At 71.2% G+C, this 15478-nt stretch carries 13 protein-coding genes; 3 read left to right on the forward strand and 10 right to left on the reverse strand.

Annotated features, from left to right (window positions below; translation table 11 throughout):
* Window positions 1-15: 15 nt before the first annotated feature.
* From ACFY3V_RS01625 to mraZ, 4 genes are all read right to left on the reverse strand, one after another.
* On the reverse strand, window positions 16-1803 hold the full coding sequence (locus tag ACFY3V_RS01625) for a penicillin-binding protein 2 (protein ID WP_362895485.1): 1788 nt from the start codon (window positions 1801-1803) through the stop codon (window positions 16-18).
* A gap of 938 nt (window positions 1804-2741) precedes the next feature.
* Window positions 2742-3230 (reverse strand): hypothetical protein, encoded by a 489-nt coding sequence (locus ACFY3V_RS01630; RefSeq protein WP_362895487.1) that lies wholly within the window; start codon window positions 3228-3230, stop codon window positions 2742-2744.
* A gap of 43 nt (window positions 3231-3273) precedes the next feature.
* Window positions 3274-4266 (reverse strand): 16S rRNA (cytosine(1402)-N(4))-methyltransferase RsmH, encoded by a 993-nt coding sequence (rsmH, locus tag ACFY3V_RS01635; protein WP_350948093.1) that lies wholly within the window; start codon window positions 4264-4266, stop codon window positions 3274-3276.
* A gap of 226 nt (window positions 4267-4492) precedes the next feature.
* Window positions 4493-4924 carry a division/cell wall cluster transcriptional repressor MraZ gene (gene mraZ / locus ACFY3V_RS01640; protein ID WP_350948149.1) on the reverse strand — a complete coding sequence of 144 codons (432 nt, stop codon included), beginning with the start codon at window positions 4922-4924 and terminating at the stop codon, window positions 4493-4495.
* Window positions 4925-5415: 491 nt separating this feature from the next.
* Between mraZ and ACFY3V_RS01645 the strand changes: the two genes are divergently transcribed.
* The 3 genes from ACFY3V_RS01645 to ACFY3V_RS01655 are packed head-to-tail and all read left to right on the forward strand — an operon-like array spanning window position 5416 to window position 10084.
* Window positions 5416-6393, forward strand: a complete 978-nt coding sequence (locus ACFY3V_RS01645) for a MoxR family ATPase (RefSeq protein ID WP_350948092.1) — start codon at window positions 5416-5418, stop codon at window positions 6391-6393.
* Window positions 6390-7646, forward strand: coding sequence for a DUF58 domain-containing protein (locus ACFY3V_RS01650; RefSeq protein ID WP_362895490.1), 1257 nt, complete (start codon window positions 6390-6392; stop codon window positions 7644-7646). The genes ACFY3V_RS01645 and ACFY3V_RS01650 overlap by 4 nt, the downstream gene beginning before the upstream one ends.
* The gene (locus tag ACFY3V_RS01655) at window positions 7643-10084 is read left to right on the forward strand and encodes a DUF3488 and transglutaminase-like domain-containing protein (RefSeq protein ID WP_362895492.1); all 2442 of its coding nucleotides are present in this window, start codon (window positions 7643-7645) and stop codon (window positions 10082-10084) included. The genes ACFY3V_RS01650 and ACFY3V_RS01655 overlap by 4 nt, the downstream gene beginning before the upstream one ends.
* A gap of 349 nt (window positions 10085-10433) precedes the next feature.
* Here ACFY3V_RS01655 and ACFY3V_RS01660 read toward each other — a convergent pair whose 3' ends face one another.
* The 6 genes from ACFY3V_RS01660 to ACFY3V_RS01685 form a co-directional block, all read right to left on the reverse strand.
* Complete coding sequence (locus ACFY3V_RS01660; RefSeq protein WP_350948148.1) at window positions 10434-10838, reverse strand: DUF3040 domain-containing protein; 405 nt, start codon at window positions 10836-10838, stop codon at window positions 10434-10436.
* 147 nt (window positions 10839-10985) lie between these two features.
* On the reverse strand, window positions 10986-12206 hold the full coding sequence (dinB, locus tag ACFY3V_RS01665) for a DNA polymerase IV (RefSeq protein WP_362895833.1): 1221 nt from the start codon (window positions 12204-12206) through the stop codon (window positions 10986-10988).
* A 55-nt stretch (window positions 12207-12261) separates the two neighbouring features.
* Window positions 12262-13020: a methyltransferase domain-containing protein gene (locus ACFY3V_RS01670; RefSeq protein WP_362895494.1), complete on the reverse strand. Its 759-nt coding sequence runs from the start codon at window positions 13018-13020 to the stop codon at window positions 12262-12264.
* A 301-nt stretch (window positions 13021-13321) separates the two neighbouring features.
* The gene (gene nusB, locus ACFY3V_RS01675) at window positions 13322-13732 is read right to left on the reverse strand and encodes a transcription antitermination factor NusB (protein WP_350948088.1); all 411 of its coding nucleotides are present in this window, start codon (window positions 13730-13732) and stop codon (window positions 13322-13324) included.
* A complete protein-coding gene (gene efp, locus ACFY3V_RS01680; RefSeq protein ID WP_362507015.1) occupies window positions 13732-14292 on the reverse strand; it encodes an elongation factor P in 561 nt (186 codons plus the stop codon). The genes nusB and efp overlap by 1 nt, the downstream gene beginning before the upstream one ends.
* A 25-nt stretch (window positions 14293-14317) precedes the next feature.
* The gene (locus ACFY3V_RS01685; RefSeq protein ID WP_362895496.1) at window positions 14318-15454 is read right to left on the reverse strand and encodes an aminopeptidase P family protein; all 1137 of its coding nucleotides are present in this window, start codon (window positions 15452-15454) and stop codon (window positions 14318-14320) included.
* Window positions 15455-15478: the final 24 nt, after the last annotated feature.

The raw sequence follows: 15478 nt of genomic DNA on the forward strand, positions 1-15478 counted from the left end.
GCGTACCTTCACTCGTCACTCTCCGGCGCGTATCCGCACCGGGGACGGCTTGGTTCCGGTCGGCGGGATCTTCCCGCTCTTCAACGCGAACGTCATCACCTTCTTGAAGACCGGCGCGGCGATCTCCCCGCCGTAATGGCCCTCCTTGGGGTCCTGGAGGACCGCCAGGACGACGAGGCGGGGCTTGTCCGCGGGAGCGAAACCAACAAAAGTCGCGGTATAACCGCAATAACCCTGACATCTGGTGTCGTAGCGCATCGCGGTCCCCGTCTTGCCCGCCACCCGGTAACCGTCGATCGCGGCGAGGTTGCCGGTGCCCTCCTCGCTCACGGCGGCCTCCAGCATGGTCGCGATCTCCCGCGCCGTACGCTCGCCGACCACCCGGGTCTGCTTGCCCGGCGGCGACGGCGTGAACACGCCGTTCTCCCCGGTGGTGCCGGCCACGATCCGCGGGGTGACACGCACCCCGCCGTTGGCGATGGTCTGGTACACGCTCGCCGTCTGCAGCGCCGTCACCGAGACCCCCTGGCCGTACGCGATCGTGCAGCGCTGGCTACCCGACCAGCTCTTCCAGTCGGGCAGGAGCCCGGCCTCCTCCCCCGGCAACTCCGAGCCCGGCTTCGTGCCGAACCCGAAGCGCTGGAGCATCGAGTGGAGCTTCTCGTCGCCGATCTTCTGGGTGGCGAGGATCGTACCCACGTTGCTGGAGGTCGCCACGATGCCCGAGAAGGTCAGGCGCTCGGTGGGGTGCGGGTGGGAATCCTTCAGCACCTGGTCGGCGCACCTGATCCGGTCGGCGACCGTGAACAGGGTCTCCGGCCGCACGGCACCCGACTCCAGGGCCGCCGCCGCGGTGATGACCTTGTTGGTGCTGCCCGGCTCGAACACGTCGGTGACCGACCGGTTGACCCGGTCGGCGCCGGGAGAGTTCATCCAGTTCTTCAGGTCGAGCTCGGGCGCGTTGGCCATGGCGATCACCTTGCCGGTCCGCGTGTCCAGCACGATCGCGCTGCCGGTGCGCGCCCCGGTCGCCTTGACCTGCTCGGCGATCGCCTTCTGCGCGGCCCACTGGACGTCGCGGTCGATGGTCAGACGCACGTCCCTGCCCTCGACGGGCGCCCGGACGGTGCTGCGGGTCATCGGGATGCGCTGCCCCCTGGCACCCGTCTCGATGATCTGCTCGCCGTCGCGGCCCGCGAGCAGCTTGTCGTAGGTGCTCTCCAGCCCGGCCAGCCCGGTGCCGTCGGTGCCGACGAAGCCCAGCAGGGTGCCCGCCAGGTCGCCGCCGGGGTAGTCACGCCGGTAGCGGTGCTTGCTGCCGACGCCCTTGAGGTCTTGCGCCATGATCCGCTGGGCGAGCGGCGGGTCGACGGCTGCGGCGAGCTGCTGGTAGTGGCTGGTGCTCTGGGCCAGCTTGGCGGCGATCGACTCCTTGGGCGTGCCCAGCTCCTTGGCCAGAATCGTGGCCACCCGGTCACGCTGGCCGGCGGAGACCTGGGAGGGGTCCACGAAGATCTCGCGAGCCTCCAGGGTGAGCGCGAGCTCGTGACCGTTCACGTCGGTGATCGACCCTCGCCTCGCGGGCAGCTTCTCGCCCTGGACGCGCTGCTTGGCCGCCTCCGCGGTGTAGACCTTCGAGTCGAGGCCCTGGAGCTGGATGAGCCGCCCCGCGAAGATGGACAGCACGAAGGTCATCGCCATCAGGCCGATACCGATGCGCCTGCGGGGGTTGCCCAGGCGCAGCACCGCCGACGGGCGCGCCGGCGGCCGCGGCGGCCTGCCACCGCCGCCGCGTGTGGTCATGCGGGTGTGCTCGTGATCCCCCGGTCGCTCGCCTCCGCGCCTCGGCGCGGACCGCACCCAGCCCAGCGGGTCCGGCGGTCCTTCCGCCCGTGAGGACCGCACCGGCCCACGCGGGGCCTCGGCTCCCGGAGACCTGCGCGGCGCCTCGGGCCCCGAGGACCTACGCGGGGCGGGCCCCGGCGGCCTGCCGGGGCGGGGGGCGGAGGTCCTGCCCGGCGCCTCGGGCCGGCCGGATCCACCGGAAGCCCTCGGGGCTCCGGAGACACCGGGAACGCCGGGGACACCACGGATGCCGGGGGCACCGGGGGCACCGGGGGCACCGCCCTTGCCGTCCGGTCGTCTTTGCCGACCCGAGCCGTCGGAAGCGGGCGGCCGTGCGCCGGAACCGGTCCTGCCGGTGGGAGCGGGCCTGCCCGGGGCTCCCGGCCTGCCGGACGCGCCGGCGGCCGACGGCCTCGCCGGGGAGCCCGGCCTGCCGCCCCTCGCCGGTTTACCTGATTTGCCGGAACCTTCCGGTGCCGGTGACCCGCCGGACGAGCCTGCCCTGCCAGAGGCACCGGAGGAGCCCGCACGACCGGAGCTCCCGGCGGAGCCCCCGCGCCCCGAGCCACCGGAGGAACCCGCACGGCCCGAAGGGGAGCCCGCACGGCCGGAACTTCCGGAGGAACCCGTACGGCCCGAACCGCCTGCCCCCTGCCTACCCGAGGCCGGAGGCCTGCGCGGGGGGGCCGGCTCCCGGGGGCTGTCGGGAACGCCGGGAGCGCCGGACGGCCCGGCGTCGCCGGAACCGGGCCTGCGCGGCTTACCGGAGGCGTCCGGGGAACCGCCCGGTCTGGCCGCGCGGCCGGGACCGCCGGGAGAACGGCGGCCCGCCCCTCCCGCCGGTCCTCCCCCGGAGCCCCCGCGGCCCTGCCCGGAACCGGGCCCCCCGGTCTCCCTCACCGGCCCGTGCCCGGCACTCGCTCCTGCCCCGCGGGCTTGGTGGCGTCGTCGGCGCCCCCGACGGCGGGCTTGTCGGGGTCGATGACGCGCGCGGTGTCCCAGTCGGGACCCAGACCCTGGAGTTCGTTGTTCCTCGCCACCGCTTCCGGCATCTCCTGCCGCATGATCGCGCTCTGCTTGCTCTCCTTCGCGATGCGCAGGTCACTGATCTCCTTGCGCAGCCCGTTGGCCCTGAAGGAGTCCTGGGCGAGCACGGCGTTCAGCAGCAGCAGGCTGATCAGCCCGCCGCAGAGCAGGCCGACCACGAGCAGCAGGAAAGGAGTTCTCGGCGGCCTGGCGCGACGGGCCGCCGGGGGCCCTGAGGCACCTGGAGCCCCGAGAGCCACAGCCTTGACCTGCTTACCCTGCGCGGCCGGAGCGGTGGCGGGCGCAGGCCTGGCCGGCTTGGTCCCGTACCCCTGCGGCACCGCGCGGGGGACGCGCACGGGGCGTGCGCCGCGGCTGGGCGCGGCGCGTCGGACGTCTGTCTCACTCCTCGTCAACTGCCTCACGGATCCTCTCTGCCGCCCGACACCGGGCGGAGGCCGCCCGCGGGTTGCGGGCCACCTCCTCTTCGCTCGGAAGCTCGGCTCCCCTTGTCAGGAGCGCGAACCGCGGCTGGTGAGCCGGCAGCGGGACGGGGAGGCCGACAGGGCCGGTGTCCCTGGTCCGCGCGGTGATGACCTGCTTCGTCAGCCGGTCCTCAAGGGAGTGGTACGCGAGCACGACGACGCGCCCGCCCAGCGTCAATGCGTCGAGCGCGGCCGGGAGCGCGCGTTCCAGTGCTGTCAACTCCGCGTTCACCTCGATCCGCAACGCCTGGAAAGTCCTTTTGGCGGGGTTGCCCCCGGTCCTGCGGGTAGCGGCCGGGATCGCCGTTCTGACGATCTCCGCAAGCCGCTTGGTAGACGTTATGGCCTCTCTGGCCCTTTCCTTGATGATTAAGTGCGCGACACGCGGGGCGAATCGTTCTTCTCCGTAATCCCGCAGGATCCGGATCAGCTCGGCGGCCGGGTAGGTGTTGACCACGACCTCGGCCGTCAGCTCCTCGTCGCGGTCCATCCGCATGTCCAGCGGCGCGTCGTAGGAGTAGGCGAAACCGCGTTCGGCCTCGTCCAGCTGTGGGGAGGAGACGCCCAGGTCGAACAGCGCGGCGTCGACGCGGGGACGGCCCAGCTCGGCCAGTACCTCGGGAAGCTCGTCGGAGACCGCGCGGACCAGCGTGATCCGCTCGGCGTACGGGGCGAGCCTGGTGGTGGAGCGCTCGATGGCGGTGGGGTCGCGGTCGATCCCGATCAGGTGGAGCGAGGGATGCGCGGCCAGCAGGGCCTCGGCGTGACCGCCGAGGCCGAGGTTGGCGTCCACGAGCACGGGGGCGGGGCGGGCCAGCGCCGGAGCGAGCAACTCCAGCACCCGGTCGAGCATGACGGGGACGTGACCCCCGGCCGTCTGGAGATCATGGTTGTGGTTCTCGGCGCGCATGAAGCGCAACCCCCCTCTTTCCCGCCTCGTCCCGTGGACGCGCGGCGGACGCTCACCGGTGTCTTGAAAACAGGCCCCCACCCCCGGGGCCGTCCGGCCAGGTCCCCATCCGCACCCGCGTGTCCACCCGTCACCTGACACCGGGGAAGGTGCATCAGCTGACGGACAGGTGGTTGCGGGTGGAGACCTCGCCGAACGACGTTTTACCGATGAGTCGACCGTGGAATCACAGAATCCCTGGCAGCACCTCCTCCGACAGATCGGCGAAAGCCTGCTCTTGGTCGGCCAGATAGGCGCTCCAGGCGTCCGCGGCCCAGATCTCCAACCGGGTGTTGGCTCCGATGACCACGCAGTCGCGGCGCAGGCTGGCGTACTCGCGCAGAGGTTGCGGAACGGTGATCCGGCCCTGCTTGTCGGCGACCTCGTCGGATGCGCTGGCGAAGAGGACGCGGCTGTAGTCGCGGACCGCCTTGGCGGTCACCGGCGCGGTGCGCAGAGCCTCGGTTATGCGCTGAAACTCCTCTACGGGAAAGACGTAGAGGCAGCGCTCCTGGCCTTTGGTGATCACCAGACCCTCCGCCAGCTCCTCGCGGTACTTCGCCGGCAGGAACAGCCGTCCCTTGTCATCAAGACGTGGGTGGTGAGTGCCGAGGAACACCGGCCTCACCTCCCGTGCCCAGCGGAGCGCCAGGCGTCGCCGCCCTGCCCTCCACTGCGCACCACCATACTCCACTTCTCTCCACCGTCAACTGATTCCACGCCTCTTCACGACGGGTTTCGCCGACATTTCCCCAGTTCAAATGGGGTGGTGCGGAGTGGAGGGGGTAAGCGGCCCCTCGTACGCCACGGGCGTGTCGGGTAAGGCCGCCGAATAGGCTATGGATCATGAAATAAGTCGGGTCGCGGTGAAGAATGATGGAAGGCGAGGATCCCCGCACCGTTCCGGAATCGGCGCACCCCGGCACGTGGTCGCGACCACCGCGTCGCCCGCTATGACCGTTTACCCGGAATCAGCCCTGATGACCGCATAAAGTCGCCGTGGGAACGTATGGCGCCGTAGTGTCGGAAGGCAGAATGAGTTACGGGATCGCAAAGATTCCGCAACGGTAACCCCTCGGCGCACAACCGCCGCACCCTCATGGAGGCCTGGTGGCAGTAACACATGACGTCTCACCACAGCTCGATGATCTTGTGGTCACCGCGCACCGGATTCGTGAGTCGATCGAATCGGTGATCGAGGGCAAGAGCGACGTCGTCCGCCTGACCTTGACCGTACTACTCGCCGAGGGACACCTCCTCATCGAGGACGTGCCCGGAGTCGGCAAGACCATGCTCGCCAAGGCGCTGGCGCGGTCCATCGACTGCCCGGTGCGCCGCGTGCAGTTCACCCCCGACCTGCTACCGAGCGACATCACCGGGGTGAGCGCCTACAACCAGCAGACCAGGGAGTTCGAGTTCAAGCCCGGCCCGGTCTTCGCCAACATCGTGGTCGGTGACGAGATCAACCGGGCCTCGCCGAAGACCCAGTCGGCGCTGCTGGAGTGCATGGAGGAGCACCAGGTCACCGTCGACGGCGCGACCTACCGCCTGGACTCCCCCTTCATGGTGATCGCGACACAGAACCCGATCGAGATGGAGGGCACCTACCCCCTTCCCGAGGCACAGCGCGACCGGTTCACCGCCCGGATCGCGATGGGCTACCCCGCCCCCTCCGCGGAGCTGGAGATGCTCGACGTGCACGGCGCGGCCTCCCCGCTGGACAAGCTGGAGCCGGTGGCCACCACCGAGCAGGTGAAGGCCCTGATCGAGGCGGTGCGCGGGGTCTACGTCTCCCAGCCGATCAAGAAATACGCGATCGACCTGGTGACCGCCACCCGTCAGTCCCCCGACCTGAGGCTGGGCGCCTCCCCCCGCTCGACCCTGCAACTGGTCAGGGCGGCGCGGGCGCACGCCGCACTCGCGGGCCGCGACTACGTCATCCCCGACGACCTTCAGGATTTGTGCGCCCCCGTGCTCGCGCACCGGCTGCTGCCCAGCATCGAGGCCCAGGGGCAGCGCCGCCCGCCCGAGCAGGTGATCGCCGACCTGGTCCGCCGGGTGCCCGTGCCCGAGGCCCAGGCCCGGTGACCTCTGGCCTCAAGGCACTCACCGCCCGCGGCCGGTCCTTCCTCGCGTCCGGCGTCGCGGCGCTGTTGTGCGCCTTCATCCTCGGCGAGCACGACCTGCTCAGGATCGGCGTGCTGATCGTCTCGCTGCCGCTGCTCGCGGCCCTGGTGGTCGCCCGCACCCGTTACCGGCTGAGCTGCGCCCGGCGCCTGGACCCGCCCAGGACCGAGGTGGGCAGCGAGGCCACCGTGACGCTGCGGCTGGAGAACATCACCCGGCTGCCGACCGGGCTGCTGATGATCGAGGACACCGTTCCCTACGCCCTCGGCGCCCGGCCCAGGTTCGTGCTGGACCGGGTGGAGGCGCAGGGCATCCGGGAGATCGACTACCGGGTCCGCTCCGACCTGCGCGGACGCTTCACCATCGGGCCGCTCTCCATCCGGATCAGCGACCCCTTCGGCCTGGTCGAGCTGACCAGGTCGTTCACCATCACCGACACGCTCATGGTGACGCCCCAGGTGGTGGCGTTGCCCCATGTGCGCCTGTCCGGTGAGTGGACGGGCGGGGGCGACAGCCGTACGAGAAGCGTCGCGGCCGCGGGAGACGACGATGTCGCGCCACGTGAGTACCGTCAGGGCGACGACCTGCGTCGCGTCCACTGGCGCTCGACCGCCAGGCACGGCGAGCTGATGGTGCGGCGCGAGGAGCAGCAGTGGCAGAGCAGGGGGGCGCTGCTGCTGGACACCCGGCGCTACGCCCACCGGGGCGAGGGGCCGCGCTCGTCGTTCGAGGCGGCGGTCTCGGTCGCGGCCTCCATCGGCGTGCACCTCGCCCACGAGGGTCTCGGCCTGCGCCTGGTCACCGACCAGGGGGCCGAGCAGCTCACCGACAGCGGGCTGAGCCTGTCGCTGCTGGACACCCTGGCCGTCGTGCGGACCAGCACGGCACGGTCACTGGAGTACGGCGTCGGCGCGCTGCGGCAGGGGGGCGGCGACGGCCTGATCGTCGCCGTGCTCGGCAAGATGGACCTCGACCAGGCCCAGGAGCTGGCCAGGGCCAGGCACGGCAACATGACCGGCGTGGCCGTGCTGCTGGACGTCGAGGGCTGGGAGAATCCCGAACTGGGCGAGGACGAGGAGTTCCGGGCGGTGCGCTCGGTGCTCACGGGAACGGGCTGGCGCGTGGTGGGGCTGCCCGCCGGCACCTCCGTCGCGAGCGTCTGGCAGGACGTCGCGCAACGCGGACGATTCGCGGCCGGCAGGAGTGGCTCATGAGACTTTCCATCGCGTCGGGCGTGGCCACGGGAGCGGTCGCGCTCGGGCTCTACCCGCTCTTCCAGGGCGGTTCCTGGTTCTGGTCGAGCCTGGGCGCCATCCTGGTCGTGACCGGGGTCGGCATGCTGGCCGGTCACTACACGCTGCCCGGCTGGCTGGCGCCGCCCGTGCAGGTGCTCGCGGTGTTCCTCTATCTCACGGCGGTGTTCGCCGGGGACGAGGCGTGGGCGAGGGTGTTTCCCACCTGGGACTCGCTCGACAGGCTGGACGAGTTGCTGACGACGGGCTTCGCCGACATCCAGCGGTTCGCCGCCCCCGTGCCCGACAACGCCGGCATCGTCCTGCTCACCTGCGGCGGTGTCGGCCTGATCGCCGTCCTGGTGGATCTGCTCGCCGCGCGGCTGCGCAGGGCGGCGCTCACCGGGCTGCCGCTGCTGGCGCTGTTCACGGTCCCGGCCGCGGTGATCGTCGAGCCGATCAGCTGGCCGGCGTTCATCATCGGCGCCCTGGGCTACCTGGGGATCCTCGTCGCCGACGGACGGGAACGGGTCGGTCAATGGGGCCGCGCGGTGCTGGTGCGCCGCACGTCGTCCTTCACCGCCACCCGGCCGAACCCCGCCGACACCGGGCCGCTGCGGCTCTCCGGCAGACGCATCGGCTTCACCGCGATCGCGCTCGCCGTCCTGCTGCCAGCGCTGCTGCCCACCCTTGAGCCCGACCCGCTGTTCAATTTCGGCGTGGGCAACGGCAGAGGCGGCGGCGGCAACTCGATCAGCATCCCGAACCCCATGGTCAACCTGCGCGGCCAGCTGTCGCTTCCGGAGAACTCCACCGTCCTGACCTACCAGGCCAGCGACAGCACGCCGCGCTACCTGAGGATGTACTCGCTCGACGTCTTCGACGGCGAGCAGTGGACGATGTCGGAGCCCAGGGGCCGTCCCGAGGACCGGACCTCCGAGGCGCCGATGCCGCCGCCTCCCGGCCAGGGCGCGAACGTGCCCGTCACGCCCGCGACCGTCACCGTCACGGTGAGCCCGCAGGTCAGGAGACTGAGCTTCCTCCCCCTGCCCTACCCGGTGTCCAAGGTCACGGTGGCGGGCGACTGGCGTCCCGATCGCGACACGCTCATGGTCTTCTCCACGCGGAACACCGCGGGGGGCCTCACCTACCAGGCCCTCACCGCCGAGCCCGAGGCCACGGCGGACAGGCTCAAGGCGGCGCCCTCGCCCGCCACGGCGATCAGGGACCGATACCTGACGCTGCCGGAAACCCTGCCCGAGGAGATCAGGCAGCTCGCCCTCAGGGAGACCAAGCAGGATGCCGGCCCGTACGAGCAGGCGATCCAGCTGCAGGAGTTCTTCACCAAGACCGGCGGGTTCACCTACAGTCTGGCCACCCAGGGGCACGACGGCCCGGCGCTGACGGACTTCCTGATCCGCAACAGGACCGGCTACTGCGAGCAGTTCGCCGCCTCCATGGCGGTGCTGGCGCGCGTCCTGGGCATCCCCTCCAGGGTCGCCATCGGTTACACCGGGGGCAGCGTCACCTCCGAGGGCTGGCAGGTGCGCACCCATGACTCGCACGCCTGGCCCGAGCTGTACTTCGAGGGCGTCGGGTGGCTCCGCTTCGAGCCCACCCCGGCTGGCGGAGCGGGTCAGGGCAGCGCGACGGTGCCGTCCTACACCCGCCCCGAGGTGGCGCCGGCCACCTCCGACGAGCCGAGCGCGGCACCGTCGTCGGCCCCCGACGACTCCGACTCGCCCACCGGCGCGGCGGACGACCGCCGCCGCGAGCAACTCGACCGGGACTCCGGTGGCGCGCTGATCCCGGTGGACGAGGGAATGCCGCCCGCTGCGAAGATCGGCATCGGGGTCGCGATCGCGCTTCTGGTCGCGCTGATCCCCGCGCTGATCCGCTGGCAGCTGCGGGCCCGCCGAGGCAGGTCCTACTCACGGCCGGTGAGGGGTCCCGGGGGCGAGGGTTCGGCCGTCCCCGATCCCACCGCCGTCGCGCCCGCCGCGGTCAGGGAGATCCGCTGGGAGCCTGCGGTGACGGCCGCGTGGGCCGAACTCGACGACGCCCTGTGCGACTACGGGATGTCGCGGCAGGTGAGCGAGAGTCCGCGCGCGCTGGCCAGGCGGCTGGCCGAGCAGTACGTGTTCGAGCCGGAGGCCGCCGCCGCGCTGGCGAGGATCGCCGCGGCGGTGGAGCGGATGCTCTACGCCAGAACGCCGGGCGAGATCGGCACCCTGCGCGAGGACATGCGCACCGTGCGGCGGGCGCTGGCGGCCACCGTGACCCGTGGCAGACGGATCAGGGCGGTGCTGCTACCGCCCTCCACGCTGCTGCGGGCGCGGGCGATGGGCGGGCGGGTGCTGGACGGTTTCGACCGGCTGGAGAACATCCGGCTGCGCCGACCGGCCAGGAAGGGCGCCTGAGCCCTCCGGTGATCGGGACGCGACATCGCGCCCCGATCACCGGGCCGCCGCTGCAGGCGCTGTTCACGGTCCCGGCCGCGGTGATCGTCGAGCCGGTCGGCCGACCGGCGTTCATCATCGGCGCTCCGGGCTACCCGGGGATCCTCGTCGCTGACGGCGAGGCAGGAGCCGCCGGGGCACGCGAGAGGGACCCGGGGGACGACACCGTGCGACACAGCGGACGAGGCGATGGACGACGCGCTGAACGACACAAGGGGTGACGCGGGCCGCTCCCATGCGGGAGTGACCCTCGTCGGCGTGGAGAGATCGTCGGGGGGATCCTCCGGGGAAGGTGACGCCCCCCGCCGGGCTAGCGCTCGTCGTTGCGACGGCGCCAGCGCTCCTCCATACGTTCCATGAAGCTCTGGCGGGAGCCGCCGGGACGGCGCCCCCCCTTGCCTCGCGGCTGATCGGGCGACGTGGCCGCGTTGGCCTCACCGAACCCGTTCATCCGCTTCCAGCTGGACAGACCCCACAGACACGCGGCGAGCATGACCACGAAACCGCCGACGCCGAGCGGGATGTTGATGATCACAACGCCGACCATCAGCAGGACGACACCCAGGATGAAGCCGATGGAGGCCTTCACCAGGCGGCGCCTGTAATGGCTGCGGGGATCACTGATCCTGACGGTATTGGCCCACTTCGGGTCCTCGGCGTAGAGGGCCTGCTCGATCTGGTCGAGCAAGCGCTGCTCGTGCTCAGAGAGCGGCACGGCGCCTCCCAAGGACAGCCCCAGGACGGGGAAGACGGTGACGGACGACACGGGGTGTCCGAACCTCGCGGTCGGTTATCCCCAGAATACGAGGCTGTAGACGTAGACGAAAGAAAACGTCCAACGTAGTCCAAACCGGAGGCCGCGTCATGGGTCTATTCCATCAAACGGCGGGCGAACAAGGGAGGCCGGGAGGACGGCATCGCGACCGAATCTGCGGGCCGCCCTGTCCATCGCCCGCTCGGCCTCCCGCCAGCCCGTCTCACGCTCTCCGAGCCCGAGCTGCCGGGTCGCCCCGGCGGCCGGGCCGAGGTTCTCCACCCGCACGCCGACCAGTCTCAGCCTGGTGTTCTCCAGGCCTGAGGCGGCGTAGAGGGCGCAGGCGACCTCGTACAGGACCTTGGCGACGTCGGTGGGCTCTCGCAGGCTCCTGGACCGGGAAAGGGTGGTGAAGTCGGCGCGGCGGAGCTTGACGCTGATCGTGCGGCCGACGCTGCCGCCCTCCCTGAGCCTCGCGGCGACCCGCTCGGAGAGCCGGAGCAGCTCCCTGCGGATCTCCACGGGATCGGCGATGTCTGTGGCGAAGGTCTCTTCCGCGCCGATGCTCTTGTCGGGGACGTACGGGGTCACCGGGCGTTCGTCGCGCCCCCAGGCGAGCGCCGCCAGGTGCGCGCCGGCCGCCTGGCCCAGATCCCGCTGGAGCGTCTCCACAGGGACCCTGGCGAGGTCGCCGACGGTCTTGATGCCGAGGCGTGCCAGTGACCGCTCGGTGCGCTCTCCGACGCCCCACAGCGCCGCCACGGGCAGCGGGTGCAGGAAGTCGACCACCCTGTCGGCGGGCACCACGAACAGGCCGTCGGGCTTGCAGTGCCGCGAGGCGAGCTTCGCCACGAACTTGCTGCCGGCGACCCCGACGGAACAGGTGACGCCCTGCTCTCGCACGACCTGCTCACGGATCATCTTGGCGATCGCCGCCGGTGGGCCGAGACGCTTGCGGGCCCCGCCGACGTCGAGGAACGCCTCGTCGGAGGCGATCGGCTCGACCTCGGGGGTGTAGGTGTGGAAGATCTCCATGACGCGCCGGGAGACCTCCGCGTATTTGCCCCGGCTCGGCGGGATGATCACCGCTTGGGGGCAGAGCCGTCGGGCCCGGGTCATGGGCATGGCCGAGTGCACCCCGAATCTCCGGGCCTCGTAGGTGGCGCTGAGCACCACCCCGCGCGCCCCGGGCGCGCCGATGATGACGGGAGAACCCCGGAGCTCGGGACGGTCACGCAGCTCGACGCCCGCGTAGAAGGCGTCCATGTCGACGTGGAGGATCGGGCAGCCGCTGTCGTCCGTCCCCAGATCGGCACCCGGACGCGGCATCTGCTGCTTTCTCGACACCCCGCCATCCTACGGGAACACGCGTTCGATGTGGCGTTCACCGGTGGCCAAGCATGTGCAGTTGGGTGGCGATGTCGCGGAGCACCGGATGCGCCGCCGCCGCCTGCTCCAGGGCGACCAGGGCGCGGGCGGCTCCGGGCTCGCCGTCGAGCAGCCTGCTGGGCACCAGGTCGGCGAAGACCCGCACACCGTGCACCTCGCCGGGCGTGAAACCCGCCGCGGCGAGAAGCCGCTCCAGCGCCTCTCGGGTGAAGCGCCTGGGCGTGGGGTCGCGGTCGCCCCAGCGACCTTGGGGGTCGTCCAGGACCTGGAGTGCCTCGTCGAACCTGCCGGCGATGGAGCGGTGGAGCGCGGCGGCGAGCGGGTTGGCGGCGAGCACGCTGATCACGCCGCTCTCGCGCAGCAGGCCGGCCATCGCCCGCACCGCGCCGTTCGGGTCCTCCACGTACTCCAGCACGCTGTGGCAGAGCACCAGGTCGGCCCCGCCACCCGGGAGCAACTCCCCCAGGTCCGCGGCGTCACCCTGCAGGGCGCGCACCTCCACCCCCGCCTCCGCCGCGCGGCGCTCCAGCGCGGCGAGCGAGTCGGGGCTGGGATCGACGACCGTCACGGCGTGCCCCAGGTCGGCCAGGGGAACGGCGAAACCACCCGTTCCGCCCCCGGCGTCGACGATGTCGAGCCGCTCACGGCCTGTCGCGGCCACCCGCTCGGCCAGCACGGCACTCAGGACGTCCCACACGACCGCTGTGCGGACCGCGGGGGTGCCCGCCTGCCGTGAGATGCCTACGGCGTGCAACTTCAGATCGCCTCCTCGTTCGGTGACGAGCCCAGCCTACGCGGCGCGCCCCCCGGTGCGGCCCAAGGAGTATCCATACTCGTACTTGATCGAGTCTTTTTCCCGGCTCGGACGGATCCCATGGGCAAGCCGGGAGAAAAGGGGACACCCCGGACAGGGGTACGCCAGGGCGGGGAGACCCGGAGATCCGGGCCCCCGCAGGGCGACCGGCGAGGCCTCTCCTGCCCCTGACCGGGTTTCCCCCGGCCGGGACGGTCGTTCCCCGCCGAGGTTTTCCCGGTCGACGTCCGGCGCAGGACCGCTAGAGCGCCAGGGACGGCTTGAGCTGCTTGAAACGGGCCATCAGCCCGTTGACGAACTGCGGCGACTCGTCGGTCGACAGCTCGGAGGCCAGGCTGACCCACTCGCTGATGACGACGCCCTCGGGGACGTCGGGCATCCACAGCAGCTCGTAGGTGCCGCCGCGCAGGAGGTTGCGGTCGACCGCGGGCATGCGGTCGAGCGTCCAGCCCTCGGAGTAGGTGGTGATCAGCTCGTCGATGCGCGACCGGTGCCTGCACACGCCCTCGACGATCGTCGTGGTGTATTCGTTCACGGGCGGCTCGGCCCGCTCGAGGCGCTCGGCGAGGACGCTCAGCGGGTCCTGGCCACGCGCCTCGGCCTCGAAGAGGATGTCGAGCGCGCGCCTGCGCGCCTTACCTCGTGCCGACATCAGGCGCGGCCGAGATAATCGCCGGTGCGGGTGTCGACCTTGACCTTCTCACCGGTGGTGATGAAGAGCGGCACCTTGATCTCGGCGCCGGTCTCCAGCGTGGCGGGCTTGGTGCCGCCGGTGGAGCGGTCGCCCTGGAGGCCGGGCTCGGTCTCGGCGACGAGCAGCTCGACGGCCGCGGGCAGGTCGACGTAGAGGACGTTGCCCTCGTTGATCGCCACGGTGGCCAGCATGTTCTCCAGCAGGTAGTTGGCCGAGTCGCCGACCGCCGTCCTGGAGACGTTGAGCATGTCGTAGGTCTCGGTGTCCATGAAGACGTAGTCGTCGCCGTCCATGTAGGAGAACTGCATCTCGCGCTTGTCGACGTTGGCCACCTCGACCTTCACGCCCGCGTTGAAGGTCTTGTCGACGACCTTGCCGGATAGCACGTTCTTGAGCTTGGTGCGGACGAACGCGCCGCCCTTGCCGGGCTTGACGTGCTGGAACTCCACGACGGCCCAGAGCTCACCGCCGTCGAGCTTGAGCACCAGGCCGTTCTTGAGGTCGTTCGTCGTCGCCACTAGTCTCTCCTGCGTACGGCCGCTCTTAAAGGACGAGCAGCTCTTTGGTCGTCCGTGTGAGAAGTTCCGGTCCGCCATCGCGCACCACGAGCGTGTCCTCGATGCGGACACCACCCCTGCCGGGAAGGTAAACCCCTGGCTCGACGGTCACCGGAACTCGATCCTCTAGTCTAGCGTGCTCATGGTCGCGCTCCGGCTCTCTCGAAGATCGTTCCGGCTTCGGAGAACCTTCCCGCTCTCCCCGGGAGTCCTGCGGGTTCTCGGGTCTCGCCGGTGACAGGAACGGCGCCTCGTGGATCTGCAGCCCGACGCCGTGGCCGAGGCCGTGCTTGAAGAACTCCCCGTAGCCCGCCTCCCCGATCAGGTCGCGGGCCGCGGCGTCCACCTCGTGGAGCGCCGCGCCGACCCGCGCGGCCAGGCTTCCGGCCCGCTGGGCGGCGCGGACCAGGTCGTACAGCTCGCGCTGCCATCCCGCGGGCTCGCCGATCGCCACGGTCCTGGTCATGTCCGCGTGGTAGCCCCGGTACAGCGCCCCGAAGTCCATGGTGACCAGGTCGCCGCGCTCCAGCGGCCGGTCAGAGGGCGAGTGGTGCGGGATCGCGCCGTTGGGCCCGCTCGCGACGATCGAGTCGAAGGCGAGCCCGTCCGCGCCCAGTTCCACCATCCGGCGCTCCAGTGCCCTGGCGACCTCCTTCTCGGTCAGTCCGGGACGCAAGCCGGGCACGACCTCGTCGAAGGCCCGGCCGGTGAGCTCACACGCGGTGCGGATGAGGTCGATCTCGGCGTCGTCCTTGACCGTGCGCACCGACTCCACGAGCCCGGACAGGCGCGGCAGTCCTCCGCCCAGCCGGAAGTAGTCGGCGACGGACATGTGCTCGGCCTCGATGCCGGTCCGGCCGTTCTCCGGCAGCAGGGCCCCGGCGACGTCGGGCGCCTCGATCACCTCCACGTCGGCGCAGACGCGCCGGGCGGCCTCGATGTAGCGGGAGTCGGTGGCCAGGGTGGCGCCGGCGTCGGCCCCGACCAGGACGGCCGCGTTGGAGCTGGCCAGGCCGGTCAGGTAGCGCACGTTCACGACGCTGGTGACCAGGATCGCGTCCGCCCGGTGAGCGGGCAGCAGGGCCGCGAGGCTCGCGCGGCGCCGGGCGTGGGTGGCGGTCATAGTAGGCATGTTATTAACCGATTT

This window comes from Streptosporangium sp. NPDC000095 (genome assembly GCF_042899335.1).
Taxonomy (GTDB): Bacteria; Actinomycetota; Actinomycetes; order Streptosporangiales; family Streptosporangiaceae; genus Streptosporangium.